We start from the raw sequence: 23,750 nt of genomic DNA, 5'->3' as shown, positions 1-23,750 counted from the left end.
AGGATCCGCGATGAGCACCGGGCTGGAAACGCGCCCCAGCGCCACGACCTACGACGTCGAGAAACTGGTGGGCATGGCCTGGCGCGGACAGATCAGGGTGCCTCATTTCCAGCGCGACTTTCGCTGGGGCCGCGAAGACGTCATCCGGCTCTTCGACAGCATCGTCAAGGGTTACCCCGTAGGCAGCCTTCTGTTGTGGGTACGGCCCGCCACGGAGCAGACGCTTACCCTCGGCACCTTGAGGATCGATGCCCCTCGCATGGACCAGTCACTGTGGGTGGTGGACGGCCAACAGCGCATCACCAGCCTGGCCAACGCTCTACACGAGGAAGGTGCCCGGGAGACGCGGTTCGCACTCGCTTACGACTTGCGCACCGAGAATTCGTTCCCCGGCCATCCGTTGAAGATCCATCCGTCATCCCGCTGCCCATTCTGTTCGATCTGCGCCGGGTCCTGCGGTGGTTCACCGTCTACCCGGAGATCTCCGCCGAGCTTCAGGACAAGGCATTCAACCTGACCACGGTCTTGCGGCAATATCCCATGCCCGCCTACCAGGTGGAGCAGGAGAACGCTGAAGTTCTTCAGGACATCTTCGACCGGATGAACAACTACGGGAAGCGCCTCAGCAAAGCCGAGATATTTTCTGCGCTCTTCGCCGGCGATGAGTCGGAGCAGGACAGGACTCTTACCATCGATGTGATCGCCGCTCACGTGGACGAACAGTTCGGCTTCGGTCGGATCGACAGCGACACGGTACTGCGTGCGATCCTCGCCAGACGAGGCCCCAATCCCGAGCGGGAGATCCGGACGGAGTTCGATGACGAAAACCGCAGAGAGGTCATCGAATTCCCAGGCGAAGATCGTGATACCGCCTTCCAGGCAGGAGAAGAGGCGCCGGGAAGGGCAGTCCGCTTCCTGCAGAAGGACGCCGGAGTCCCCCATTTCAGCCTGCTGGCGTACCGTTACCTCCTGATCGTTCTCACCCGGGTCTTCGCGCACTTTCCCGATCCTGATCCCGTCAACCGCAAGCTACTTCGTCGTTGGTACTGGCGGGCGGCTCTGTTCGGCCCGGAGATTTTCAAAGGGAGTTCCACGGGGGCGAGTCGCGCGCTCTGCGCGAAGGTTCAGCCGAACGACCTCACAGGGTCAGTACAGAACCTCCTCGGAGCCCTGAACCGTCCTGAGCCGCAACTGCCCGAACTCCGAAGATTCAGGACCAACGAAGCAGCTGCAAAGATCACTTTGTGCTCTTGGTGGTCCTTGGAGCCACGCGACCCCAGCACGGGGAAACCCAGTGAACAGATCGAGCTGGCAGAATGCCTGACCGGCCGTCCCACCGCCGCCGACGCCGTGCGCTACCTGGTCCCCACCCGCCAGATGGACGAGAAGTATCGCCTCTGGGCTGCTAATCGTGTTCTGTTGCCCGCGATGGAGCAGGAGGCGGGCAAGGACATCGGTGCCGCCATTGTTAACCCACCGCTCACCATGGACGAAAAGGAATGGCTGGAGGTCCTAGATTCCCATCTGATCACCCCGGCGATGGCCGCCCTACTACGGGACGGCCATCTGAAAAACTGGTCGCTCATCTATCGGGACCCCAGGACCCCGGCGCTCTCCCCCGCCTATGACCTCGTCTGTACACGGGCCTACATGGGAAAAGGCGAGACACTCGGTATGAAGTTCGCGGGTTCCCGGCGTTTCGACGCCGTCACCATCCGTACCTTCGAGCGCTTGGAACGGCGCCTCCATGCAGCAGGCGCTGGGTTGGGTGACATCGTCACGGACCTGGTCGGCCGTGTGCGCTCGGCCTGGCCTGCCTGCGCCGACCTGCTCTCCACGGCACCGGAAGTGCGGGAATCCGTGGCGGCCAGCATTGAACGGCGCAGCCGTACTCTGCTTTCCCGCCCTGGGAGCGGCTGAGCGGGAAGGCCTTTCCATACCTCCATGAGGTAGTGCCAGATCTGTCAGGTGCAGGGGCTCCCCGGCGAACGGGGGCCCGCGCGGCCCGCGCCGCGGTTCAGGGCCCCGTGGGCTCCCCGTGGGCGGCGCGCTCCCGGGCGAGCTCCTCCCGAAGCCGCCTGACCTCGTGCTGCAGCTCGAAGATGCGGCGGACGGCGGCGAGGGTCATGCCCTCGCCGACCAGTTTGATGGCGTCCTGGAGCTCGCCGATCTCACCGCGGCTGTAGCGGCGCTGCCCGCCGCCGGAACGGGCGGGCCGGACCACGTCGTGCTCGTCGAGGCGGCGCAGGAACGCCCGCTCGACCTGGAGCATGTCGGCGACCTGGCCGACCGAGTACAGCGGCGCGTTCTCGTCGTCGAAGGGCAGCCTGACCATCGTCGCTCCTTTCCGGGGGTTCGGGACGACCGCGGGGCGGGCGCCGGACCGGCGCCCGCCCCGAGGAGACCCGACGATCAGGCCGGATCTCAGGCCTTGATCGACTTCTGCTCCGACGCGGCCTTGTGGATCTCGACCTTGCGGGGCCTCGCCCGCTCCAGCACCGGGATGCGCACGGCCAGGACGCCGTTGGAGTACGCGGCGTCGATCTTCTCGCTGTCGAGGTGCTCGGAGAGGTAGACGCGGCGGGTGAAGGTCCCCATCGGACGCTCGCGCACGAAGAGGCGGTCGTCCTCGGCGTACTCCTCCTCGCGCCGGGCGCTCACCGTCAGGACGCCCCGGTCGACGGTGACCTCGACGGAGTCGGGGTCGGCGCCGGGGAGGTCGAACTTGAGGAGGACGTCGTCCTTGCGGCGGACGCCGTCCAGCGGCATGGCCCCGCGCGAGTCGTTCTGACCCCATCCGAGGGTCTGCCGCGCGAGCCGGTCGAACTGACGGTCGAACTCCTGCACGAACGGGTCGATCGACGTCAGCAGCATCGGTAACCACCTCCGTTGAACCGGGCAGGTTCCTCACGCCTGCCGTTCCGAAAACCTCTAAGTCAATTTATAAGTTACATGCAGCGGTGGATGCAAGTCACTCACGACCTGGTTTGCAGGATTCTTCACACCCGGCCCGCAGGTCCCGGCCGGGGAGCGGACGCGCCGGGCCTGCCGGGCCTGCCGGGCCTGCCGGGCCTGCCGGGCCTGCCGGGCCTGCCGGGCCCGCCGGACCCGCCGGGACCGCGGCCCCGACGGGCCCGGCGCGCCGGACCGTGCGGTTCAGCCAGTGCGGTTCGGGCCGTGCGGTTCAGACGGCGCGGTTCGAACGGCGCGGTTCGAACGGCGCGGTTCGGACGGCGCGGTTCAGACCGCGTCCGTCAGCGCCGCGAACTCCTCGTCGGTCAGCTCCAGGGTCGCCGCGGCGACGTTGTCCTCCAGGTGCGCCACCGAGGAGGTGCCGGGAATGGGCAGCATCACCGGGGAGCGCCGCAGCAGCCAGGCCAGCGCGAGCTGCGACGGGGTGGCGCCGTGCCGCCTGGCCGCGGCGTCCAGCGGGCCGCCCTCCCTGGCCAGCTCGCCGGTCGCGAGCGGGAACCACGGGATGAAGGCCAGGCCGTTCGCCTCGCAGTGCTCCAGGACCGGCTCGGCGTCGCGGTGGGCGAGGTTGTAGAGGTTCTGCACCGAGACGATCGTCGCCGTCTCCCCGGCCCGCTCCAGATCCTCGACGCCGACCTCGCTGAGTCCGATGTGGCGGATCTTGCCCTCCCGCTGGAGCGCGGCGAGCTCCCCGACCTGCTCGGCCAGGGGCACCTTGGGGTCGATGCGGTGCAGCTGGAGCAGGTCGATCCGCTCGACGCCGAGGTGGCGCAGGCTCAGCTCGACCTGCTGGCGCAGGTACTCGGGCCGGCCCACCGGGCGCCAGTCGTCGGGGCCGGAGCGGGTCAGGCCGGCCTTCGTGGCGATGACCAGGTCGTCCGGGTAGGGGTGCAGGGCCTTCCTGATGAGCAGCTCGGACACGAACGGTCCGTAGGAGTCGGCGGTGTCGATGAAGTTCACGCCCAGCTCGACCGCGCGGCGGAGCACCCGTACGGCCTCCTCCGGGTCGGGCGGGTCGCCCCAGATCCCCTTGCCGGTGAGCTGCATGGCGCCGTAGCCGAGGCGGTTGACGGTGAGGTCGCCGCCGATGGCGAACCGGCCGGAGGCGTCCGCGGGACGGGTCGTGGTGGTCATACGCTGTCTCCTCCAGGGAGCGGAATGTGCAGATTTCACCTGATTAGCCCCTTAAGGGGTTATCTGGGGCCGTTACCCGCTAAATTCGCTTTTCACCCTGGGTGAGGTGGTCATCGAGCACCCGCCTGGCCTGGCGGACGACGGCCTCGTCGACGAAGCGCCCGCCGGGGAGGGCCACCGCGCCGGCCCCGGCCGCCGCCACGATCTCGCGGGCCGCCGCGACCTCCTCCTCGCCGGGCCGGTAGGCGTCGCGGATGACCGGGAGCTGGGCCGGATGGATGGCGGCCCGCCCGCGGAAGCCCATGGCCCGGCCGGCGCGGCACGACTCGGCCAGCCCTTCGAGGTCCCGGAAGTCGGTGTAGACCGACTGGGCCGGCGCGGGCAGCCCGGCGGCGCGGGCCGCCACCACGAGCCGCGACCGCGCCCAGGCCAGCCCCGCCTCGTCGCTGACGCCCAGGTCGGCCCGCAGGTCGGCCTCCCCCAGGCCGATGCTCGCCACCGCCGGATCGGCCGAGGCGATCTCGTGGGCCCGTTCGAGGCCGAGAGCCGACTCGATGAGCGGGTGCAGCTCGGCGCCCGGCGCGGCGGCGGCGACGTCGCGCAACTGACCGGCCGACTCGGTCTTGGGCACGCGGATGCCGGCCGTACCCGCGGCCAGGGCGCCGACGGCGCGCAGGTCCGCCTGGCCCCAGGCGGTGCGGGTGTCGTTGATCCGCACCTGCACGCGCGGCCGGGGTACGGCGAGCAGCGCCACGACCTCGGCCCTGGCCAGGTCCTTGCCGCCGGGGGCGACGGCGTCCTCCAGGTCGACGATCACCACGTCGGCCGGGCCGGCGAGCGCCTTGGCCACCAGGTCCGGCCGGTCGGCGGGCGCGTACAGCCAGGTCAGCATCACACCACCCCCCTGTCGCGCAGCGCCTCGATCTCGGCGGGCGTGAGCCCCGCCTCCGCCAGGACCTCGGCCGTGTCCTCACCGTGGGCGCGGCCGGTCCAGCGGATCTCGCCGGGGGTTCCCGACAACCGGAACATGACGTTCTGCATCCGCAGCGGCCCCAGCTCGGGGTCCTCCACGGTGGTGACGGCGTCCAGGGCGGCGAGCTGCGGGTCGGCCAGCACGTCGCGCACGTCGTAGACGGGCGCCACCGCGGCCTGCGCCTCCTCGAAGGCGGCGAGCACCTCGTCGCGGGTGCGCGCGCCGACCCACGCGGCGACGGCCCCGTCCAGTTCGGCGGCGTGCTCGGCGCGCCCCGCCCCGGTGGCGAACCACGGCTCGGCGATGCACTCCGGCCGGCCGACGAGGCGCATGACGCGCTCGGCGATGTTCTGCGCCGAGGTGGACACCGCGACCCAGGAGCCGTCCGCGCACCGGTAGGTGTTGCGCGGCGCGTTGTTGACCGACCGGTTGCCGGTGCGGGGCGGCACGATCCCGAGCCGGTCGTAGATCGTCGGCTGCGCCCCCAGCACGGTCAGGATCGGCTCGATGATCGACATGTCGACGACCTGCCCGGACCCGGTGGCCTCGCGCGCGTGCAGCGCCGTCATCACGGCGTAGGCGGTCGCGAGCGCGCAGATGCCGTCGGCCAGGCCGAACGGCGGCAGCGTCGGCGGCCCGTCCGGCTCGCCGGTCATCGCGGCGAACCCGCTCATCGCCTCGGCCAGCGTGCCGAAGCCGGGCCGTCTCGCGTACGGGCCGAACTGGCCGAACCCGGTGACGCGGGCGAGCACCAGGCGGGGGTTGGCCTCGCGGAGCCGGTCGTAGGAGAGGTTCCACCGCTCCAGCGTCCCCGGGCGGAAGTTCTCGATGATCACATCGGCGTCGCGCGCCAGTGTGAGGAGCAGGTCCTGGCCCTCGGGCCGCGACAGGTCGAGGGTGATCGTCCGCTTGTTGCGGCCCAGCATCTTCCACCACAGGCCGCCGGGCCCGTGCCCCCGCGAAGAGTCCGGTCTGACCGGATGCTCCACCTTGACGACCTCGGCGCCGAAGTCGCCGAGCATCATGGCCGCCATCGGCCCCGCGAACAGCGTCGCGAGGTCGAGGACGCGGACCCCTTCCAGAGCCTTCACCGTCGTTCCTCCAGGTTCGGTTCCTCCGGGTCCACGGCCGGTCCGCCCGCGAAGACGTCCTCCGGATTCACGGCCGGTCCGCCGGTGGGGACGTCCTCCCGGTTCACGGCCGGCGCGCCGGCGAAGGCGTTCTCCCGATCCACGGCCGGCCCGTCGGCGAGGACGTCCCGCGCGACGGCCAGGGTGCGGCGGGCGAGCCGGTCGAAGCCGATGCCGTCGAAGCCCCGCAGGCTGCTGGCCAGCCGGTTCCCCGGTTTCCACTGTTCGGGGACGCCGGAGGCGCCGAGCAGCCCGCCCACGATCGAGCCGACCGTCGCGCCGGCCGAGTCGGTGTCCCAGCCGCCGGCGACGGCCCCCGCGATCGACACCGTGAAGTCGCCGCGCCCGTGGACGAGCGCCGCCGCGATCAGCGCCGCGTTGTTGACCGTGTGGACCCAGTGCAGGTCGCCGTGGCGTTCGTACAGCCGGTCGACGACCCGCTCGAACTCCGGCTCCGACGAGGCGTCCGCGACGGCGTCCCGTACGGCCCCGGCCAGCCGCGACCCGGCCGGCACGACGGAGAGCCCGGCGGCGACCACGTCCTCGACCGAGGAGGCCACGAGGGAACGGGCGCACATGGCGGCGACCATCATCGCGCCGTAGACGCCGTTGCCGGTGTGGCTGAGGCGGGCGTCCCGCCAGGCGAGCGCGGCGGCGGCGGCCGGGTCCCCCGGGTTGGCCCAGCCGTAGACGTCCGCCCTGATCAGGGCGCCGATCCACTCCCGGAACGGGTTGCGGTGCGTCGCGGTGCGGGGCGGCTCGATCCCGTCGAGCAGGTTGCGGTACGCCGCCCGCTCGGCGGTGAAGACCCGGCCCGCGGGCAGCTCGTCCAGCCACATCGCGGCCACGTCGGCGGTGGTGAAGTCGCGGCCGAAGCGTTCCAGCAGGGAGAGCCCGAGGAGCGGGAAGTTCAGGTCGTCGTCCTCAGGCACGCCGTCGATGTTCTCGGCGAGCGAGTTGACGGCGCTGCGCCTGTTCCACGGCCAGCGGGCCGCGACCTCGTCCGGCAGTCCGGCCGCGGTGAACCAGCCGCGGATCGGCCAGTTGCCGGTGGCCTCGGCGATCTCCCTGATGCCCTCACGGGGGATCTTCTCCACCGGCTTGCCGAGCACGCATCCGGCGGCGCGTCCCAGCCAGGCGCCGAGCAGCCGGTCGGGAAGCCGGGCGGGGTCGGCGGCCTCGCGGGGGAAGCCTCCGGGGGCGCTCAGGGTGATCTCGGAGAGTCCGGAGGGCTCGGGGAGCGGGGACGGGATCGCCGCCAGCTCGTCCAGCAGCTCACCGGCCAGGTCGCGCAGCGCCGGCTCGGCCGGCCGTGGGGAGGCGCCCGCCCTGGGCGGCGCGTCGTGCCCCCCGGCGGCGCGCCAGCGGGCGGCGATCGCGGCGGCCTCCGGGCCGCGGCCGTCCTCGGCCGCCTGGCGCAGCTCGTGGCCGACCAGGTCCTCCGGCTGCACCCAGGTGAGTCGGATCAGGCGGTCGTCCGGCCGGTCGGTCCGCCGGTCCGCCGGGCGGCCGGTCACGCCGTCCCTCCCGCCGCGTCCCCGGCCGGGGCGTTCCCGGCCGCCGCGTCCCCGGCCGGGGCGTCCCCGGTCAGGGCGGCGAAGGCGGCCTCGTGGGCCCGCCGTGCGGCGAGGTCGGCCGCGTGGACCCGCCGGGCCACCCCGGCGATGGCCACGCCGGGAGCCACCAGATCGATCCTGCTGGCCTCCGACACCGGGCCGAGCCACTCCGGCGGCACCGCGCCGGCTCCGCCGAGCGCCCCGGCGATCGCGCCGCCCATGCTGGCGATCGAGTCGGCGTCGCGGCCGTAGTTCACCCCGCCGAGCACGGTCTCGCGGTAGTCGCCCTTCGCGATGAGCAGGAAGGCGAGCGCCAGCGGGAGCTCCTCGATGCTGTGCAGGCGGCTCGGGCGGCGGGCGCCGAGCCCCTGGTCGCGGTAGGTGTCGGCGACGGTGTCGTAGGGGGCGACGGCCTCGCGCAGCGCGCCGAAGGAGCCGTCCCAGTGGCCGAGGCCGCGGGCCCGGTCGCAGACGGCCTCGATGGCGGCCCGCGTGCCGTCTTTGGCGAGCCGCAGGCAGGTGGCGACCACCGAGTCGGGGGTCGCTCCCGGGCGCATGGCCTCGGCCACGGCGGCGGCCAGCACCCCGGCGGCCTCCCGGCCGTAGCTGGACTGGTGGGCGCCGGCCAGGTCGATCGCCTCGGCGTACGCCCCGTCCGGGTCGGCCGCGTTGACGACGCCGACGGGCGCCATGTACATCGCGGCGCCGCAGTTGACGATGTTGCCGACGCCGGCTTCACGGGGATCCACGTGGCCGTAGTGCAGGCGCAGGACCAGCCACTTCTCGGCGAGGAAGACCCGCTGCAGGGGCAGCGCCTCGGCCTCCAGCTCGGGGATCCACCGCTTCTCGCCCATCATCTCGGGCACCAGGTGCTCGGCCGCCGCGTACGCGTCGAGGTGACCGCCCGCCTTCTCGTAGACGCGGATCAGGGCGTGCGTCATGAGGGTGTCGTCGGTGACGTGGCCGTCGCCCTTGTGATACGGCGCGATGGGCCGGGCGTTGCGCCAGTCCTCGAAGTACGGCGGGACGATGCCCGTCACGTGGCCGCCGTAGCGGCGTCGTATCTGCTCGGGCGTCCAGCCCTCGGTCGCGCCGCCGATCGCGTCGCCGACCGCGGCGCCCGTCACGCATCCGACGGCCTTGTCGGTCAGCAGGTCCTGCGGCGTCATGCCAGTCCTCCAGCGATGTCGATGAGATCCGTTCCGGCCAGGTCGGGGATGCCGCAGCCGGCCAGCGTGCGCGCCGTGGCGCACCAGCCCTCCGGGAGGGCCCGGTGGCCGGTGTGCGCCCCGGTCAGCGCCCCGGTCAGCGCCGGGGCGGAGTCGGCGAGCGACGGCAGGCACGCGGCGGCGGACACGGCCGCGCCCAGCGCGCCTCCGGACACCTCGGCGAGCGCCAGGGCGGCGGCGACCGTCTGGGCGGCCGCGACGCCGTAGCTGTAGACGTGGTCCAGCAGGGCCGCGTCGAGCGCCGGGACCGCCGCGAAGGGGTCCCCCGCCTCACGGGCCGCCGCGAGCGCCGTCCGGGTCATGCAGCCGATCGCGGTGTCCTCGGGCAACTCGGCCAGGGCCGCCTCCACGGCGGAGGGCATCGGCCCGCCCGCGACGAGCTCCGCGACCGCCGCCGCCATCGCCGCGGCGGCGTGGACGCCGTCCCCGGCGTTGGTGACCGAGGCGTCGGCCCGCGGGTCGATGCCGGCCGCCCCGAAGGCGACGGCCCGGATCGCCGCCGCGTCGTCGAAGAAGTGCGGGTTGTCGTGCCCGCTGGCGGGCGGCCGCTTGCCGGCGGCCAGGTTGTCGAGCGCCGAGCGCACCGAGATCCGTACCCGCAGGTCGGAGCGTTCCGCGAGCCTGCCGAACGCCTCCGCCCGGTCGTCGTGGATCGTCAGCGCGGTCCAGGCCAGCCACTCGGCGTCGTCGGACGGCCCGATCGCCAGCGGCTCGACCGGCTGGTTCAGCGTGAACGGCACGGGCAGCGTGGTGACGCGGTGCTCCTCGGCGAAGGCGTCCAGCTCCCGCTCCAGCCGCCTGCTCCAGGGCGCCAGCAGGGTGGAGCGGTGCCGCGCCGACGGCCAGCCGGCCGCGTCGCCGATCGCGAGGCCGATGAAGGCGCCGCGGATCCTGTCCCCCGATGACATGTCTCTCCTCTGCTCGCCTCTACTCGTCGTACCGGCCCGCGGGCACGCTCACGCCGCCCGCTCCGACGCGGCCACCAGCTCGGTGGCCGCGTCGAGCACATGCCGCCCGGCGACGACCGGGAGGCACCTCCCCGTGGCCGGGCCGATCTCCGCGGCCCAGCGCTCCGGGACCGCGGCCTCGCCGCGCCCCGCCCCCGCGAGGGCGCCCGCGATGGCCGCGGTCGTGTCGGCGTCCCTGCCGAGGTTGGCGGCGGAGACGACGGACTCCTCCACCTCGCCGGCCCCCATGAGGTAACCGGCGAAGGCGAGGGCGACCGCCTCCGGTGCGAGGTCCGTCCACGGGTAGTGGCGCACCACCACCGCCGCGTACAGCCGCTCCACCGACCCGGCGGCGACGGCCTCGACGGCGGCCCGCAGGTTGCGGGAGGTCCAGGAGTCCTCGGGGACGGCGGCGATCCCGGCCTCGACGACCTCGCCGGGGGCCGCGCCGGTCATCGCGACGGCCACCGCCGCCGCGACCGCCTGACCTCCGTACACGCCCTCGCCGCTGTTGCTCACCACGCCGTCCACCGCCACCAGCCGGGCCGCCTCCGCGGGCCGGCCGGCGGCGAAGATCCCGTACGGCGCGGCGCGCATGGCCAGCCCGTCCGACCACCCGTGCGGGTGCCACAGGCCGGACAGCGGCGGGGCGAGGCCCCGGCGGAGCGCCTGGACGGCGCCGAGCTCGGAGAAGCCCGCGCCCCGCATCGGTCCCTCGATGCCCGGGATGATCTGCTCGCGGTACTCCCTGGCCACGTCGGCCGAGGTCAGCGCCTCGCCGTACCGGCAGAGCAGGGAGGCCGCGAAGAGGGTGTACTCGGTGTCGTCGGTGCCGCCTCCGCCGGGTTCGATCTCGGTGAGACGGCCCCACCGCCGGGCGATCTCCTCCGGGGTGAGGTTCTCCGCGGGGCGCCCGAGGGCGTCGCCGGCCGCGAGGCCGAGCAGGCACCCCCGGGCGCGGGTCGGCGTCACTTGTTGTACCGCTCCAGCACCTTGTTGCCCTCGTCGACGAGCGTCTTCGCCGCCTCGTCGAGGGTGATCTTGTTGGCGAAGTACTGCTGCAGGGTGGGGGTGGCCACCTTGCTCTTCCACTCGTCGAACCCGTTCACCTTGAGGTAGGGCGCGACCACGAGGTTCTTGGCGGAGGCGGTCGCCACGTCCCAGCCGTTCTCCTTCGTGGTCATGGACGGGTCGGCCGCGGCCTTGGCGCTGGTCGGGAGCAGCCAGTCGCCCTTGGCCAGCTTCGCCTGGTTGTCGCCGTTGAGGAAGAAGGAGATGAACTTCGCCGCCTGGTCGGGATACTTGCTGTCGGCCGCGACGGACAGGGTCTGCGAGGTGGCCCCCTGGTCGGAGCCGGTGCCCTTCAGCGGCGGGATCGTGACCCAGTCGAAGCCGGACGGGGCCTGCTCGGCGACCTGCTGCCGCAGGTAGACGCCTGCCGGGAGCATGGCGTACTTGCCCGCGTAGAAGCCCGGCAGCGGGTCGGCGGTGCCCATGCCGAGCGCGGACGGGTCGGCCGACCTGTCCTTGTAGAGCTGGTCGTGGATGCGCTGCAGCACCTCGCGCTCCTCGGGCCCCACCTTGACCGTCGCCTTGGCGCCGTCGGTCTGGAAGAAGGTGCCGCCGAAGTTGAGCCCGAGGTTGAGCACCTTGTTGACCGGTGACTTCAGCGGCCAGGCCACCCCGAAGGAGTCGCCCTTGGTGAGCTTCTTGCTGATCTTCGCGAACTCGTCCCAGGTCCACGGGTCCTCGGGGGTCGGGATGCGCACCCCGGCCGCGTCGAGCAGCTTCCTGTTGGCGATGATGACCTGCGACTCCTGGAGGAACGGCACGCCGTACACGCCCTGGCCGCCCTTGCCGTCGCCGAAGGTGACGGTGTCCCAGGCGGCCTGCGGGATGTCGCTCTTCAGGTCGGCGGGCAGCTTGCCCGCGAGGTCCAGGAGGTAGCCGCGGGAGGCGAAGCCGGCGAGCGCCGGGGAGTCGTCGTGGATGACGTCCGGCGGGTCGCCGGCCTCGAACGACGTGACGAGCTGGTCGTTGACGTTGTCCCAGCTGCCCTGGACGTACTCGACCCGGATGCCGGGGTTGGCCTTGTTCCACTCGTCGACGATCGCCTTGTTGGCGGCGATGGACTCCTTCTGCCAGGCCAGGCTCAGGAATTTCAGGCTCACCGGGTCGCCGGCCTTCTGGCCGCCGCCGTCGCCCGACGAGCAGCCGGCCGTCAGGGCGGCGAGCGCGGCGGCGGCCGCCACGAGTGCGGTTCTGGTACGCAACGGACTCTCCTATCGAGGGGTACGGCTCCGCCGGGTCCGGCTCGGCTCGCCCCGCTGGGGTCGGGGGCTTTTTTCGAAGATCGGCTAACCCTTGACGGCGCCGGCCAGCAGGCCGGACCTGAGCCGTCTCTGGATGATCGCGAAGAACGCCAGGCTCGGGATCGTGGCGAGCAGCGACGCCGCGGCGAGCGGGCCGAGACGCACGACCCCCTCGGCGCCGGTGAACTTCACCAGGGTCAGCGGCAGTGTGGCCACGTCGGGGTCCTTGAGGACGACCAGCGCGAAGAGGAACTCGTTCCACGAGGAGATGAAGGAGAACAGCAGCGTGGCCACCACGCCGGGTGCGAGGAGCGGTGCCACGATCCGCACCAGCGTGCGGATCCGGCCCGCGCCGTCGGTCGCCGCCGCCTCCTCCAGCTCGCGCGGCACGGACCGCACGTATCCCTGGAGCATCCACAGCGCGAACGGCAGCGTGAAGGTGACGTGCACGACCGTGAGGCCGGGCAGCGTGTTCACCAGGTCCAGGGTCCGCAGCACCATGAACAGCGGAATGATGATCAGGATGAACGGGAAGACCTGGCTGACCAGCACCCATCCGATCGCGACCCTGTTGACGAGCGAGCGGTGGCGGGCCATGGAGTAGGCCGCGGGCAGGGCGAGCACGACCGTCAGCACGGAGCTCGTGACCGCGACCACCAGGCTGCGCAGCGCGCTGCCGACGATGTCCTGCTCGGTGAACGCGTCGGCGAAGTTGGTGAGGACCGGGTGCCGCGGGATCCACGTCGGGGTCAGGCCCGCCATCTCCTGCGACGTCTTGAGCGCCGTGGACAGCAGCCAGAGCAGCGGGAAGGCCAGGAAGACGATGTACCCGAGGAGGGCGAGGTACTGCAGCGGCCTGCGCATGTCAGCTCGCCTCCCGCATCTGACGGCCGATGTAGAGACCCAGTACGGCCAGCACGACGATCACGATCGCGACTCCGAGGGTGGCGGCGTAGCCGAAGAAGCCGTAGCGGAAGGCCTCCTCGTAGGCGAAGAGCATCGGCAGCCGGGTCTGTCCGCCCGGACCGCCCTGGGTGAGGACGTAGACCAGGCCGAACTGGTTGATGTTCCAGACGAAGTCGAGTGAGGTGATCGTCACGATGATCGGGCGGAGCTGCGGCAGCGTGATGTTCCAGAAGCGGCGCCACGTCGAGGCCCCGTCCATGTGACCGGCCTCGTGCAGTTCCCTGGGCACGCCCTGCAGCCCCGCGAGCAGCACGACGGTCGTCTGCGGCATGCCGGTCCAGATCCCGACGACGATCACCGCGGGGAGCGCGATGGAGAAGTCGTTGAGCCAGTCGACGTTGTGGTCGAGCAGCCCCGCCCCCTGGAGCGTGCTGTTGAGGATGCCGGCGTTGGGGTGGTAGACGAGCCGCCACATCAGCCCGATGACGACCGGCGGCATCGCCCACGGCACCATGGCGAGCACCCGGGCGAACCCCCGGAACCGCAGGTTCTCGTTGAGCAGCAGGGCGAGGCCGAGCGCGGCGGCGAACTGCAGCACGGTGACCGAGACCGCCCAGATCAGGCCGATGCGGAACGACGCCCAGAAGTCCCCGTCGGTGAGGAGGTCGCCGAAGTTCGCCAGGCCCACGAACGAGGTCACGGAGTTGCGCCCGGACCTGGCGTCGGTGAAGGCGAGGTAGATGCCGTAGAGCAGCGGGCCGACGCTGAAGACCAGCACCGGGATCAGCGCCGGCAGCATCAGCAGGAGCGTCTCGCGCCCCTGCCGGCTCTTTTCGGGCCGGCCCCGGCGATCCGCCGCGGACCCCCGTTCCCTTTCGGCCGTCAAGGTCATGGAGACTCCTCCCCCAGGGTCGAGGCGCGGGTCACGAGGCGGGGTTCGACGGTGACCGTGCGGGGCGGCCGGCCGTCGTTCTCCAGGCGGTCGAGCAGGAGTTCGGCGGCGGCCCGGCCGCGCTCGGCCGAGCCGAGCCAGACGCTGGTGAGCGGCGGCCAGGCGATCGTGGCGAGGTCGGTGTCGTCCATGCCCGCCACGGCGACGTCCTCGGGCACCCTCCGCCCCGCGCGCCGCAGGACGTCGAGCGCCCCGAGGGCGATCAGGTCGTTGGCGCACAGCAGCGCGTCGAGGTCCGGGACGCGTTCGAGCAGGCGGGCCGCGGCCTGCGCGCCCTCGGCGCGGTAGAAGTCGCCCACCTCGACGAGGTCCCGGTCGTACGGCAGGCCGAGCGTCTCCAGCGCCTCCGCGTAGGCGGCGGAGCGGGCCGCGCCGGGGACGGTGTCCGGCGGGCCGTTCACGAAGCCGATGCGGCGGCGGCCCAGGTCGTGGAGGTGCCGGACGGCGAGCCGCACGCCGGTCCTGGAGTCGACCCGCACGTTGTCCACCGGGGTGCCCTCGGGCACGGAGCCGATGACGACGATGGGCGCGCGGGCGGCGGCGAACATCTCCAGGTGCCCGTCGGTCACCCTCAGCGGGATCATGATGAGCCCGTCGATGTACCGCTCCCCGAGGCCGCGCAGCACGTCGAGCTCGTCGGCCGCGTCCGCGTTGGTGGAGTGCAGGACGAGCCGGTAGCCGGCCGCCCTGAGCAGGGGCTGGATCTCCCGGACCATCGCGAGGTAGACCGGGTTCCCTATGTCGGCCATGGCGAAGCCGATCTGGTTGCTGCGCCGCGACTTCAGCGACCTCGCCGCCGAGTTCGGCACGTAGCCGAGTTCGCGCGCGACGCTCATCACGCGGCGTTCGGTCTCCGCCCTGGTGGGGAGGCCGTTGAGCACACGTGACACCGAGGCGATCGACACGCCCGCCCGGCGGGCGATCGTCGTGATCGTCGGTTCCTCGCTCATGCCCACCTCGGTCTCCGTAGACGGTAAACGTTTTCAGTAGGCGGCGTCACATCTCTGAAAACGTTTACGGATGGAGGACATGTAACGCCCATGTTTCCACCAGCGTCAAGTCACAATCGGATAAACCGGACAAAGAACCGGTCAACCGCGGCCCGGGGGCCGGTGAGAGGCCGGACCAGGGGCCGGGCCGGCCGAGACCGGGGGCCGTGGCTACTTGATCGCGCCGACCGTCACCCCGCGCGTGAGGGTCCGCTGGAAGATCAGGAAGAAGACGACCGCCGGAAGGATCCCCAGCAGCGCCGAGGCGCTCGACATGGTGGCGTCCATCATCTTGTCGCCCTGCAGCACACCCAGCGCCACGGGCACGGTCTGGTTCTCGTTGGAGACCAGGAAGACCAGCGGCAGGAAGAACTCGTTCCAGGTCCAGATGAAGAAGAAGACCAGCAGCACCGCGAGCGTCGGCCTGCTGACCGGGACGACGATCCGCCACAGCGCCCGCCACTTCCCGGCGCCGTCGAGGGCGGCGGCCTCCAGGATCTCGCGGGGGAACCGGCCGAGCACCGAGGCGAGCAGGTAGGTGCCGAAGGCGCTCTGGATCACCGTGAAGATGATGATCACGGCGAGCCGGGTGTCGTAGAGGCCGGCCTGCTTGGCCAGGTAGTACAGCGGGTAGACCAGCGCCTCCTGCGGCAGCGTGTTGGCCACCAGGAACGCCACCATGATCCACGTGCGGCCGCGGACCCGGCCGACGCCGAGCGCGTAGGCGTTGAGCACCGACAGCACGACGGCCAGCACGGCCACCGAGCCGCTGATCACCAGGCTGTTCCACAGCTTGCCGCCGAAGTCCGTCCGGTTCCAGAACGCGACGATCCCGTCCAGGTGGAGCCCGCCGGGCAGGCTGAGCGGCCCCCCGGAGGAGTACTCGGCCGGCGACTTGACCGCGTTGACCGCGACGATGGCGAACGGCACCAGCATCACGACGGCGAGGACGGCCAGCGCGGCCAGGACCGCGTACTTCCGGATCATGATTCCCTGTCCTGGATCCGCAGGAAGAAGGCCGTGACCATGATGATCAGGAGGGTGAGCACGGTCGCGATCGCCGAGCCGTACCCGACGTTGGCCTTCTCGAAGAAATTTTGATAGCTGAAGTACGACGGCACGAGCGTGGCACCGCCGGGGCCGCCGCGGGTCAGCACGAAGATCGGCCCGAAGACCTTGAGCGCGGCGATCGTGCAGGTCAGCAGCACCACGAAGATCTCCGGCCGGATCTGCGGGATCGTGACGTGCCAGAACCGCCGCCACCAGGAGGCCCCGTCCATCTCGGCCGCCTCGTACAGCGCGGGGTCCACCCGCTGGAGCCCGGCCATGAAGACGACCACCGGGTAGCCGATCTGGAACCACACCATGATCAGCATCACGCTCGGCAGCGCCCAGGCGGGGTCGCCGAGCCAGTTGCGCGGCTCCATGCCCACCAGCCCGAGCAGCTCGTTGAGCGCGCCGTACCGGGGGTGCATGATCCAGCCCCAGACGATCCCGGCGACCGCGACCGGCAGCACCTGCGGCAGGTAGTACGCCGCCCGCAGCGCGCCGGCCGTACGGGGGCCGAACCTCCTGCCGACGTGGTCGAACAGCGCGGCCGCCAGGACCAGCCCGATCGCGGTCGGGACGATCGCCATCGCGACGATCAGCGCGACGTTGTGCCGGAAGGAGGCCCAGAACCGCTCGTCGGCGAACAGCCGGGCGTAGTTGTCCAGCCCGATCCAGCGCGGGTCGCCGATCCCCTGCCAGCGGGTGAACCCGATCCCGACGTTCATCAGGAACGGAACCGCGATGACGGCCGTGAACAGCAGGGCGCTGGGCAGCAGGAACACCCAGTACCCGCGGCCGCGGGGCCTGTCCATACGGAGGACCTCGTCTCGTCTCGTGGTGCTCTTCGCGCGGCCCGCCGAAAGGGGCGGGCCGCGCGGGTGACGTCAGTTGCCGAGGTCGGCGAGGTTCTCCTGGTACGGCCCGGCGAGCTCCTCCAGGACCTGGTCCGGCTTCTTCGTGCCGTTGATCAGGTTCTGCACGCCGGAGACCAGCACGTCGTAGTAGCCCGGCGCCGGCCAGTCGGGGTAGAAGGCCAGCCCGTCGGCGCCGGAGAGCTCCGTGAAGTTCTCGATCAGCTCCTTGTTGCGGGCGTCGGTGATCGCCGCGGGGTCGGCCGCGACCGGGATGCCGCCTGCGTTCCCGAGCAGGTTCTGCACGTCCTTCTTCATCGTGATGTCGATGAAGTCGTAGGCGAGGTCCTTGTTGCGGGCGTTGGCGGGGACGACCCAGATGTTGCCGCTGGACCCGGCGTGCATCGTGTTGCCCGGCCAGAGGAACGTGCCCCACTCGAAGTCCTTGATGTCGGTGGCGAACCGGCCGAACCACCAGCTTCCGGTCACCGCCATCGGGTACTTGCCGGCGATGAAGGACTGTCCCATGTCCTCGGCCTTGACGCCGGCCGAGTCCTTGCCGATGTAGCCCTTCCTCACCCAGTCGGCGAAGGTCTCCGCGGCGTACTTCAGCTCCGGCCCCTTGAAGTCCACCTTGCCCTTGTAGAGCTGGAAGGCGTCCACCCACGGCCGCTGCGCCCTGCTCAGCGCGAGCTGGTAGAGGATCTGCTGCGCCGGGTACTCGGCGCCGCCGACGGCGAGGGGGGTGGTCCCGGCCTCGACGAACGCGTCCATCGCCGCGGTGAACTCGTCGAACGTCGCCGGCACCTTGACGCCCCGCTTCTTGAAGGCGTCCTTGTTGTAGTAGACCATCACGTACTCGGCGTAGTTGGGGACGCCGAACCACCGGTCGCCGCCCATCACGCCGCGGTCGTCGTACTTGGCGGTGGTCTGCAGGGAGGGGCTGAGCAGCTTGTCCCAGCCCCGCTTGGCGGCCTCGTCCGACAGATCGGTCAGCAGACCCTGCTTGGACAGCAGGCCGGCGGTGGCGTTGCCCTTGTTGTACTCCATGACGTCCGGGGCCTGGCCGGAGTTGAGGATCATGCCCGCGGACTGGCGGATCTGCTCGAACGCCTTCTCCTCGAACGCGACCTTCACCCCGGGGTGGGTGGCCTCGAACTCCTTGACGGCCTCGGCCCACGCCTTGCCCATCGCGCCGTCGGCGCTCTCGTAGTGCCAGAGCTTCAGGGTCCGGGGGCCCGCGGCGGGCTCGTCCGTGTCCTGCCCTCCGCTCCCGCAGGCCGCCAGGGCGGCCAGCAGGGCGGCGACGGCCGCGGCGGTCGCGGCCGTCCTCACCCTTCTCAGCTTGAGCATGACTGCCTCCTAGACGGTGGTGATGACGACCGGGACGTCGGCGCCCACCAGCTCGACGCCCGTGACGCGCGCGCCCCCCGAGACGGTCACCCGCAGCCCGTCCCCCTCGGGGACGGTGGTGACCACGGTGTCCCCGTCGACGTCGGAGACGACGGCGCGGCCCTCGCCCACCCCGTAGGCGACCAGCGTGATCTCCCCGAACGGCCCGTCGCCCACGGCCTCCCCCGGGTCCGCCAGGACCGGGATGAGCGCGCCGTGCCGGGCGAACAGCGGGATCCGGTCGAGCGGCGTGGAGACCGTCACGTACCGGCCGCCGGTGAGCACCTCGCCCGTCCAGTGGTCCACCCAGCCGCCCTCGGGCAGGTACACCTTCCGCACGCCGTCCGGCGAGGTCATCGGGGCCACCAGCAGGTCACGGCCGAGGAGGTACTCCAGGTCGGCCTGCCAGGCCACCGGATCGCCGGGATGGTCCACGCACAGGGCCCGCATCATCGGCGCCCCGGTGCGCGCGGCCTCGACCGCCGCGGTGTAGATGTACGGCATGAGCCGGTAGCGCAGCCTCAGCGCCGCGACGGCCTCCGCCTCGACCCGGGGGAACTCCCACGGCTCCCGGCTGGTGGTGCCGTGCAGGCGCACCAGCGGCGACAGCGCGCCGAACTGGGTCCAGCGGACGTACAGGTCGTCGGTGGGACGGCCGGTGAAGCCGCCCGCGTCGTGGCTCCAGAACGGGATGCCGGACAGGCCGTGCGACAGCCCGCCGCGCAGCGTGCTGCCCATCGCCGGGTAGCTCGTGTAGGTGTCGCCGCCCCACTGCGCCGCGTGCCGCTGGCCGCCGAGGAAGGACGAGCGCGCCCACACCATGCCGTGCCCGGCGACCTCCCTGGTCACCTCGGAGACGAGGTCGTTGAACAGGAGGGTGTAGACGTTGTGCAGGTCGGTGCCGGTCATCCCGTTGGAGGCGACCGCGTCGTGCGGCACGCCCTCGGCGAAGTCGGTCTTGAACGCCTGCACGCCCTGCTCCAGCAGCGGCCGCAGCAGGCCCCGGAACCACTCGGCGGCCTCCGGGTCGGTGAAGTCCACGATGCCGCAGGGCGGGTAGGAGCCGTGCCAGCAGTCGGCCACGTAGACCTCGCCGTCAGCCTTTTTCAAGAAATATCCGTTACGAGCGGCTTCCGGGAACGCCGGGCTCAGGTGGGAGACGTACGGGTTCATCCACAGGCAGACCTTGAAGCCCATCCGGTCCAGCTCGGCGAGCATCGCATCGGGGTCGGGGAAGTTCTCCGCGTCCCACCGCAGGTCCGACCAGTGCCCGTCGGTCTGCCAGTAGGTGTCCAGGTGCAGCACGTCGCACGGGATGCCCCGCTCCCGGATCGTCCGCGCCCGGTCCAGCACCCGCTCCTGGGTGTCGACGAAGAAGCCCGAGGAGATCCAGGTGCCGAACGCCCACTTGGGCGGCAGCGCCGGCCGGCAGGTCAGCCGGTCGAACCGGTCGAGCACCTCCGGCGGGGTGGGCCCGGCGATCACGTAGTAGTCGATGAGGTCGTCCGGCACCACGATCTGCACGCAGCTGTGCGTGGACTGGCAGACGTCGAACTCCACCGGCGTGCCGCTGTCCACCGCCACGCCGTAGCCGCGGCTGGACAGGTAGAACGGGATGTTCTTGTAGGCCCGCTGCGACTCGGCGCCGAAGGCGTCGAAGTTCCACATGACCGGCCGCTGGCCGCGCTTGTCCAGCGGGGTGAACGACTCGCCGAAGCCACCGAACGCCTCGTCGGCGGGGGCGGCGAAGCTCTCGTGGTAGGCGGCCACCTCGCCGTCCGCGCTGGAGCGTCCGAACGGCAGCGTGCGCATCCGGCCGCTGATGTCGGTGTGGCCGCGGTCCTGCTCCAGCAGGGTGGCGCCGGAGGCGTCGGTGAACCTCAGGTGCCAGGGCGACAGGGTGATCTCGGCGCGCAGCGAGCCGGCGTCGACGGTGATCGTCCCGTCGCCGGCCTCCACCCTCGCCCCGGCGAACCCGCCCGGGGTGACCATGGAGATCGCGGCGGCCGACCGGGTCCGCGCGTCCGCGTCCTGGCCGAGCCGTACTCGGATCACCCCCTCGCCCGCCACGCCGACCTGGGCCACCAGCGTCTCGCCGGTGGAGGTCGCGGCCTTCAGCGTCACCGAGGCGTCGTCGGACGCCACCGCCTCGGCGGCGGTCAGCGTCGCCGGGCCCGCCTCGCCCCGGACGCGCACCGGCAGTTCCGGGGGGTCGGCGACGAAGTACTCATGCGCGACGAGGGGAGGGCGATAGGGCATTAGGGCTCCAGCGCTCGGTGTTCCGGTTCCCGAATTAGTTTGGTGTCCAGACCAACAAACGTCAACGGCGACCCTTGAGGCGGGGGCGGGAGGCAGCGGGTGCCCATCCGGAACGGAGGACCTGACGTGGACCGGCCCGGAGGCATCGGCTGGAGCCGGAGCCGTCCCCCTTGAGCTGGTACGGCGTGGCGAATGGGTGTTCGCGGTCGACCACGGAGACGATGAACAGCAGGTCCCGGACGGTCCGCGGCCGCCTCCCGGCGGCTACGCCGTACGGAGGGTACGGCGGGGGCAGCGGGTATCGGGGCGGGCGCCACGGCCCGCCGCGCGGCCGGGACGACCCCGAAGGAGGTTCCCGTGCGCCGTCGCCGTCCCGTGCCCCCGGCACCCGTCCTCCGGGCTCCCACGCCTCCGTCGCCCGTCCCCGGCGCACCCGCGTCCCCGACGTCCGCCCTCCGGGGCCGTACGTCCCCGGTGTCCGCCGTCCGGGACCGCGCGGCCCCGGACGGCGTCGCCTGCGCACCCCCGGCGGCCGCCGTCGCGGCCCTCGTCCTCGTCGCCGCGGCGGTGGCACCGGTCTGCGCCCCGATCCCGGAGGCCGCCGCGGCCGGCGCGCCCGGAGGCCGGGACGGCCCCTGCCGGCCCGGTGAGGGCCGCGACCTGCGGGACGGGGACTTCACCCGCGCCCCGCTCCCGGCCGGCCTGCGCTGCGCCGACCTGACCAGGGCCGTGCTGAGCGGCGTGACGCTCGCCCACGAGGATCTGACCGGGGCCGTCCTGCGCGGCGCCGACCTGCGCGGCGCCGACCTCACCGGGGCCTCGCTCCGCTACGCCGACCTGCGCGCCGCCGACCTCACCGAGTCCCGGCTCGGCGAGGTGCGCGCCGACCACGCCGACCTGCGCGGCGCGTACCTCGCCGACGCCGAGGCCGTGCAGGCGAGGTTCCCCCACGCCGACCTCACCGGGGCCAAGCTGGCCCGCACCGACCTGGGACAGGCCGACCTCACCGGCGCCAAACTGGTCGGCGTCAACCTGGAGGAGAGCAACGCCGAGCAGGTGGCGGCGGTCGGGGCCGACTTCACCCGGGGCAGGCTCGGCGGCGCCGACCTGAACCAGGCGGGGCTGGGCGACGCCACCTTCACCGGCACCGACCTCACCGGCGCCGACCTCGGCCAGGCCGACCTGCATGGCGCCGACTTCACCGGGGCGGTCGTCGAGGGGACCACCTTCGACCAGGCGCGCGGTGTGGACCTGGCGGGCGCCCGGGGCTTCCCGGTCGGTCTGCGCGACCCGTGGAACCGGCGGCCCCGGTCCGCGGCGTCCAGCCCCCGGGTCGGGCCGCCGGAGACGAACCTCCTGCCGGAACGGCCCGCCGTCGGGCCCGTCATGGTGGCCTTCAGCACGGCGGGCATGATCCTGCTGCTGGCGGGCTGGGCCGTACGGACCCGGTGGCGGCGCCGCCGGCACGGCTGAGCGGCGAAAGGCCCGGGACGCCGCCGGCACGGCTGAGCGGCGAAAGGCCCGGGACGCCGCCGGCGGGCATGTCGCCGTCTCGGGCGGCCGACGGCGGGCACGGCCGTACGCCGGGCGCCGGGAACCCCCGGTGCCCGGACGCTCCGGGCCGGGAGCGAAGGTCAGATGCCGCTGGGGGTCATCGGCTGCATCAGGCGGCGGGCCGCCTCGGTGATGGAGCCGGACAGCGAGGGGTAGACCGCGAAGGTGTGGGCGACCTGGTCGACGGTGAGCCGCTGCTGCACCGCCACCGAGACCGCGAGGATCAGCTCGGACGCGCGGGGGGCGACCACCACGCCGCCGAGGATGATGCCGGTGTGCGGGCGGCAGAACAGCTTCACGAAGCCGTCGTTGAACCCCTGCATCTTCGCGCGGGCGTTGGTGGCCAGCGGCAGCTTGACCACGTTGGCCTCGATCTCGCCGGCCTCGATCGACTTCTGGGTGACGCCGACCGCGGCGATCTCCGGGTCGGTGAAGATGTTGGAGGCGACGGTGGCCAGCCGCAGCGGCTGCACCGCCTCGCCGAGCGCGTGCCAGACCGCGATCCGGCCCTGCATCGCGGCGACCGAGGCGAGCATCAGCACTCCGGTGCAGTCACCGGCGGCGTACACGCCGGGCGCCGAGGTGCGCGAGACCTTGTCCACCTGGACGAAGCCGTTCCGGTCGAGGGTGACCCCGGCCTCCTCCAGGCCGATCCCCGCGGTGTTGGGCACCATGCCGACCGTCATCAGGCAGTGGCTGCCCTCGGCGGTGCGGCCGTCCTCCAGCGTGACGACCACGCCGTCGGCGGTGCGCTTGACCGACTCCGCGCGGGAGCGGCCCATGACGTTCATCCCGCGCCGGCGGTAGACCTCCTCAAGGACCTCCGCGGCGTCGGCGTCCTCGTTGGGCATCATCCGGTCGCGCGAGGACACGAGCGTGACCTCCGAGCCGAGCGAGCGGTAGGCGCCCGCGAGCTCCGCGCCGGTGACGCCGGAGCCGACCACGATGAGGTGCTCGGGCAGCTCCGTGAGGTCGTACAGCTGCCGCCAGGTGAGGATGCGCTCGCCGTCGGGCTCGGCGCCGTTGAGGATGCGCGGGGTCGCGCCGGTAGCCACGATGACCACGTCCGCCCGGATCGTCCGGTCACCGGCCCTGACCACCTGCGGGTCGACCAGCCGCCCGGGTGCCCGGACCACCTCGACCCCCTCCGCCGACAGCCTGGCCGCGATGTCGGCCGACTGCGCGCGGGCCAGCTCCTTGACGCGCCGGTTGACCTCCGGCATGTCGGCGATGACGCCGCCGGCGTCGCCGTCGGGGCCGCCGGTGTAGTGGACGCCCAGCATGCTGGCGTCGAGGAGCGCCTGCTTGCGCACGGAGCTGGCGATCAGCGTCTTGGACGGCACGCAGTCGGTGAGCACGCAGGCCCCGCCGGGACCGTCCTGCTCGACGACCGTGACCTGCGCGCCGAGTTGCGCGGCCACGAGCGCCGCCTCGTAACCGCCGGGTCCGCCGCCGATGATAACGATCCTTGTCACGTCCCTATTCTCCCGCATTACCGGACCGGTCGGCTCGCCGTCCCCCCGGAAAATCCCGGAACCCGCGA

21 protein-coding genes are annotated in these 23,750 nt (G+C 72.1%); 3 read left to right on the top strand and 18 right to left on the bottom strand.

What is annotated here, in order from left to right; genetic code table 11:
• Nucleotides 1–10 precede the first annotated feature (10 nt).
• Both ACFYSC_RS08320 and ACFYSC_RS08315 read left to right on the top strand, forming a co-directional pair.
• Entirely contained in the window at nt 11–517 is a 507-nt protein-coding gene (locus ACFYSC_RS08320) for a DUF262 domain-containing protein (protein WP_389958437.1), read from the top strand.
• A 23-nt stretch (nt 518–540) separates the two neighbouring features.
• Nucleotides 541–1,920: a HipA domain-containing protein gene (locus ACFYSC_RS08315; protein ID WP_389958434.1), complete on the top strand. Its 1,380-nt coding sequence runs from the start codon at nt 541–543 to the stop codon at nt 1,918–1,920.
• 97 nt (nt 1,921–2,017) lie between these two features.
• On the opposite strand, the gene ACFYSC_RS08310 is transcribed toward ACFYSC_RS08315, so the two are convergent.
• The 17 genes from ACFYSC_RS08310 to ACFYSC_RS08230 all read right to left on the bottom strand — a co-directional run bounded on the left by ACFYSC_RS08310 (nt 2,018) and on the right by ACFYSC_RS08230 (nt 20,653).
• Entirely contained in the window at nt 2,018–2,335 is a 318-nt protein-coding gene (locus tag ACFYSC_RS08310; RefSeq protein ID WP_389958431.1) for a MerR family transcriptional regulator, read from the bottom strand.
• A gap of 89 nt (nt 2,336–2,424) precedes the next feature.
• On the bottom strand, nt 2,425–2,874 hold the full coding sequence (locus ACFYSC_RS08305) for an Hsp20/alpha crystallin family protein (protein ID WP_389958428.1): 450 nt from the start codon (nt 2,872–2,874) through the stop codon (nt 2,425–2,427).
• A 366-nt stretch (nt 2,875–3,240) separates the two neighbouring features.
• Nucleotides 3,241–4,107, bottom strand: a complete 867-nt coding sequence (locus ACFYSC_RS08300; protein WP_389958425.1) for an aldo/keto reductase — start codon at nt 4,105–4,107, stop codon at nt 3,241–3,243.
• 79 nt (nt 4,108–4,186) lie between these two features.
• Nucleotides 4,187–4,999, bottom strand: coding sequence for an HpcH/HpaI aldolase/citrate lyase family protein (locus ACFYSC_RS08295; RefSeq protein WP_389958422.1), 813 nt, complete (start codon nt 4,997–4,999; stop codon nt 4,187–4,189).
• Complete coding sequence (locus tag ACFYSC_RS08290; protein ID WP_389958419.1) at nt 4,999–6,171, bottom strand: CaiB/BaiF CoA transferase family protein; 1,173 nt, start codon at nt 6,169–6,171, stop codon at nt 4,999–5,001. Before ACFYSC_RS08290 ends, ACFYSC_RS08295 begins: the two co-directional genes overlap by 1 nt.
• Entirely contained in the window at nt 6,168–7,727 is a 1,560-nt protein-coding gene (locus ACFYSC_RS08285; RefSeq protein WP_389958416.1) for an ADP-ribosylglycohydrolase family protein, read from the bottom strand. Before ACFYSC_RS08285 ends, ACFYSC_RS08290 begins: the two co-directional genes overlap by 4 nt.
• Entirely contained in the window at nt 7,724–8,935 is a 1,212-nt protein-coding gene (locus tag ACFYSC_RS08280; RefSeq protein ID WP_389958414.1) for an ADP-ribosylglycohydrolase family protein, read from the bottom strand. The genes ACFYSC_RS08285 and ACFYSC_RS08280 overlap by 4 nt, the downstream gene beginning before the upstream one ends.
• The gene (locus ACFYSC_RS08275; RefSeq protein WP_389958410.1) at nt 8,932–9,903 is read right to left on the bottom strand and encodes an ADP-ribosylglycohydrolase family protein; all 972 of its coding nucleotides are present in this window, start codon (nt 9,901–9,903) and stop codon (nt 8,932–8,934) included. The genes ACFYSC_RS08280 and ACFYSC_RS08275 overlap by 4 nt, the downstream gene beginning before the upstream one ends.
• A 48-nt stretch (nt 9,904–9,951) precedes the next feature.
• On the bottom strand, nt 9,952–10,914 hold the full coding sequence (locus ACFYSC_RS08270) for an ADP-ribosylglycohydrolase family protein (RefSeq protein ID WP_389958407.1): 963 nt from the start codon (nt 10,912–10,914) through the stop codon (nt 9,952–9,954).
• Entirely contained in the window at nt 10,911–12,215 is a 1,305-nt protein-coding gene (locus ACFYSC_RS08265) for an ABC transporter substrate-binding protein (protein ID WP_389958404.1), read from the bottom strand. Before ACFYSC_RS08265 ends, ACFYSC_RS08270 begins: the two co-directional genes overlap by 4 nt.
• 84 nt (nt 12,216–12,299) lie before the next feature.
• Nucleotides 12,300–13,118 (bottom strand): carbohydrate ABC transporter permease, encoded by an 819-nt coding sequence (locus ACFYSC_RS08260; protein ID WP_389958401.1) that lies wholly within the window; start codon nt 13,116–13,118, stop codon nt 12,300–12,302.
• A 1-nt stretch (nt 13,119) separates the two neighbouring features.
• Nucleotides 13,120–14,052, bottom strand: a complete 933-nt coding sequence (locus tag ACFYSC_RS08255; RefSeq protein ID WP_362928823.1) for a sugar ABC transporter permease — start codon at nt 14,050–14,052, stop codon at nt 13,120–13,122.
• Nucleotides 14,049–15,062 (bottom strand): LacI family DNA-binding transcriptional regulator, encoded by a 1,014-nt coding sequence (locus tag ACFYSC_RS08250; protein ID WP_389958397.1) that lies wholly within the window; start codon nt 15,060–15,062, stop codon nt 14,049–14,051. Before ACFYSC_RS08250 ends, ACFYSC_RS08255 begins: the two co-directional genes overlap by 4 nt.
• Nucleotides 15,063–15,272: 210 nt before the next feature.
• Nucleotides 15,273–16,088, bottom strand: coding sequence for a carbohydrate ABC transporter permease (locus ACFYSC_RS08245; RefSeq protein ID WP_389958394.1), 816 nt, complete (start codon nt 16,086–16,088; stop codon nt 15,273–15,275).
• Complete coding sequence (locus tag ACFYSC_RS08240) at nt 16,085–16,963, bottom strand: carbohydrate ABC transporter permease (RefSeq protein ID WP_389958391.1); 879 nt, start codon at nt 16,961–16,963, stop codon at nt 16,085–16,087. The genes ACFYSC_RS08245 and ACFYSC_RS08240 overlap by 4 nt, the downstream gene beginning before the upstream one ends.
• A 72-nt stretch (nt 16,964–17,035) precedes the next feature.
• The gene (locus ACFYSC_RS08235) at nt 17,036–18,355 is read right to left on the bottom strand and encodes an ABC transporter substrate-binding protein (RefSeq protein ID WP_389958388.1); all 1,320 of its coding nucleotides are present in this window, start codon (nt 18,353–18,355) and stop codon (nt 17,036–17,038) included.
• Between the two features lie 9 nt (nt 18,356–18,364).
• Complete coding sequence (locus tag ACFYSC_RS08230) at nt 18,365–20,653, bottom strand: TIM-barrel domain-containing protein (RefSeq protein WP_389958384.1); 2,289 nt, start codon at nt 20,651–20,653, stop codon at nt 18,365–18,367.
• 474 nt (nt 20,654–21,127) lie between these two features.
• Here ACFYSC_RS08230 and ACFYSC_RS08225 point away from each other — a divergent pair, with 474 nt between their 5' ends.
• A complete protein-coding gene (locus tag ACFYSC_RS08225) occupies nt 21,128–22,126 on the top strand; it encodes a pentapeptide repeat-containing protein (protein ID WP_389958381.1) in 999 nt (332 codons plus the stop codon).
• 161 nt (nt 22,127–22,287) lie between these two features.
• Here the strand turns inward: ACFYSC_RS08225 and ACFYSC_RS08220 are convergent, their stop codons facing one another.
• Nucleotides 22,288–23,682, bottom strand: coding sequence for an NAD(P)H-quinone dehydrogenase (locus ACFYSC_RS08220; RefSeq protein WP_362928809.1), 1,395 nt, complete (start codon nt 23,680–23,682; stop codon nt 22,288–22,290).
• Between the last annotated feature and the right edge of the window lie 68 nt (nt 23,683–23,750).

The organism is Streptosporangium sp. NPDC004379 (assembly GCF_042873875.1).
In the GTDB taxonomy this organism is placed as follows: Bacteria; Actinomycetota; Actinomycetes; order Streptosporangiales; family Streptosporangiaceae; genus Streptosporangium.
This window is presented reverse-complemented; position numbering and strand designations above follow the sequence as displayed.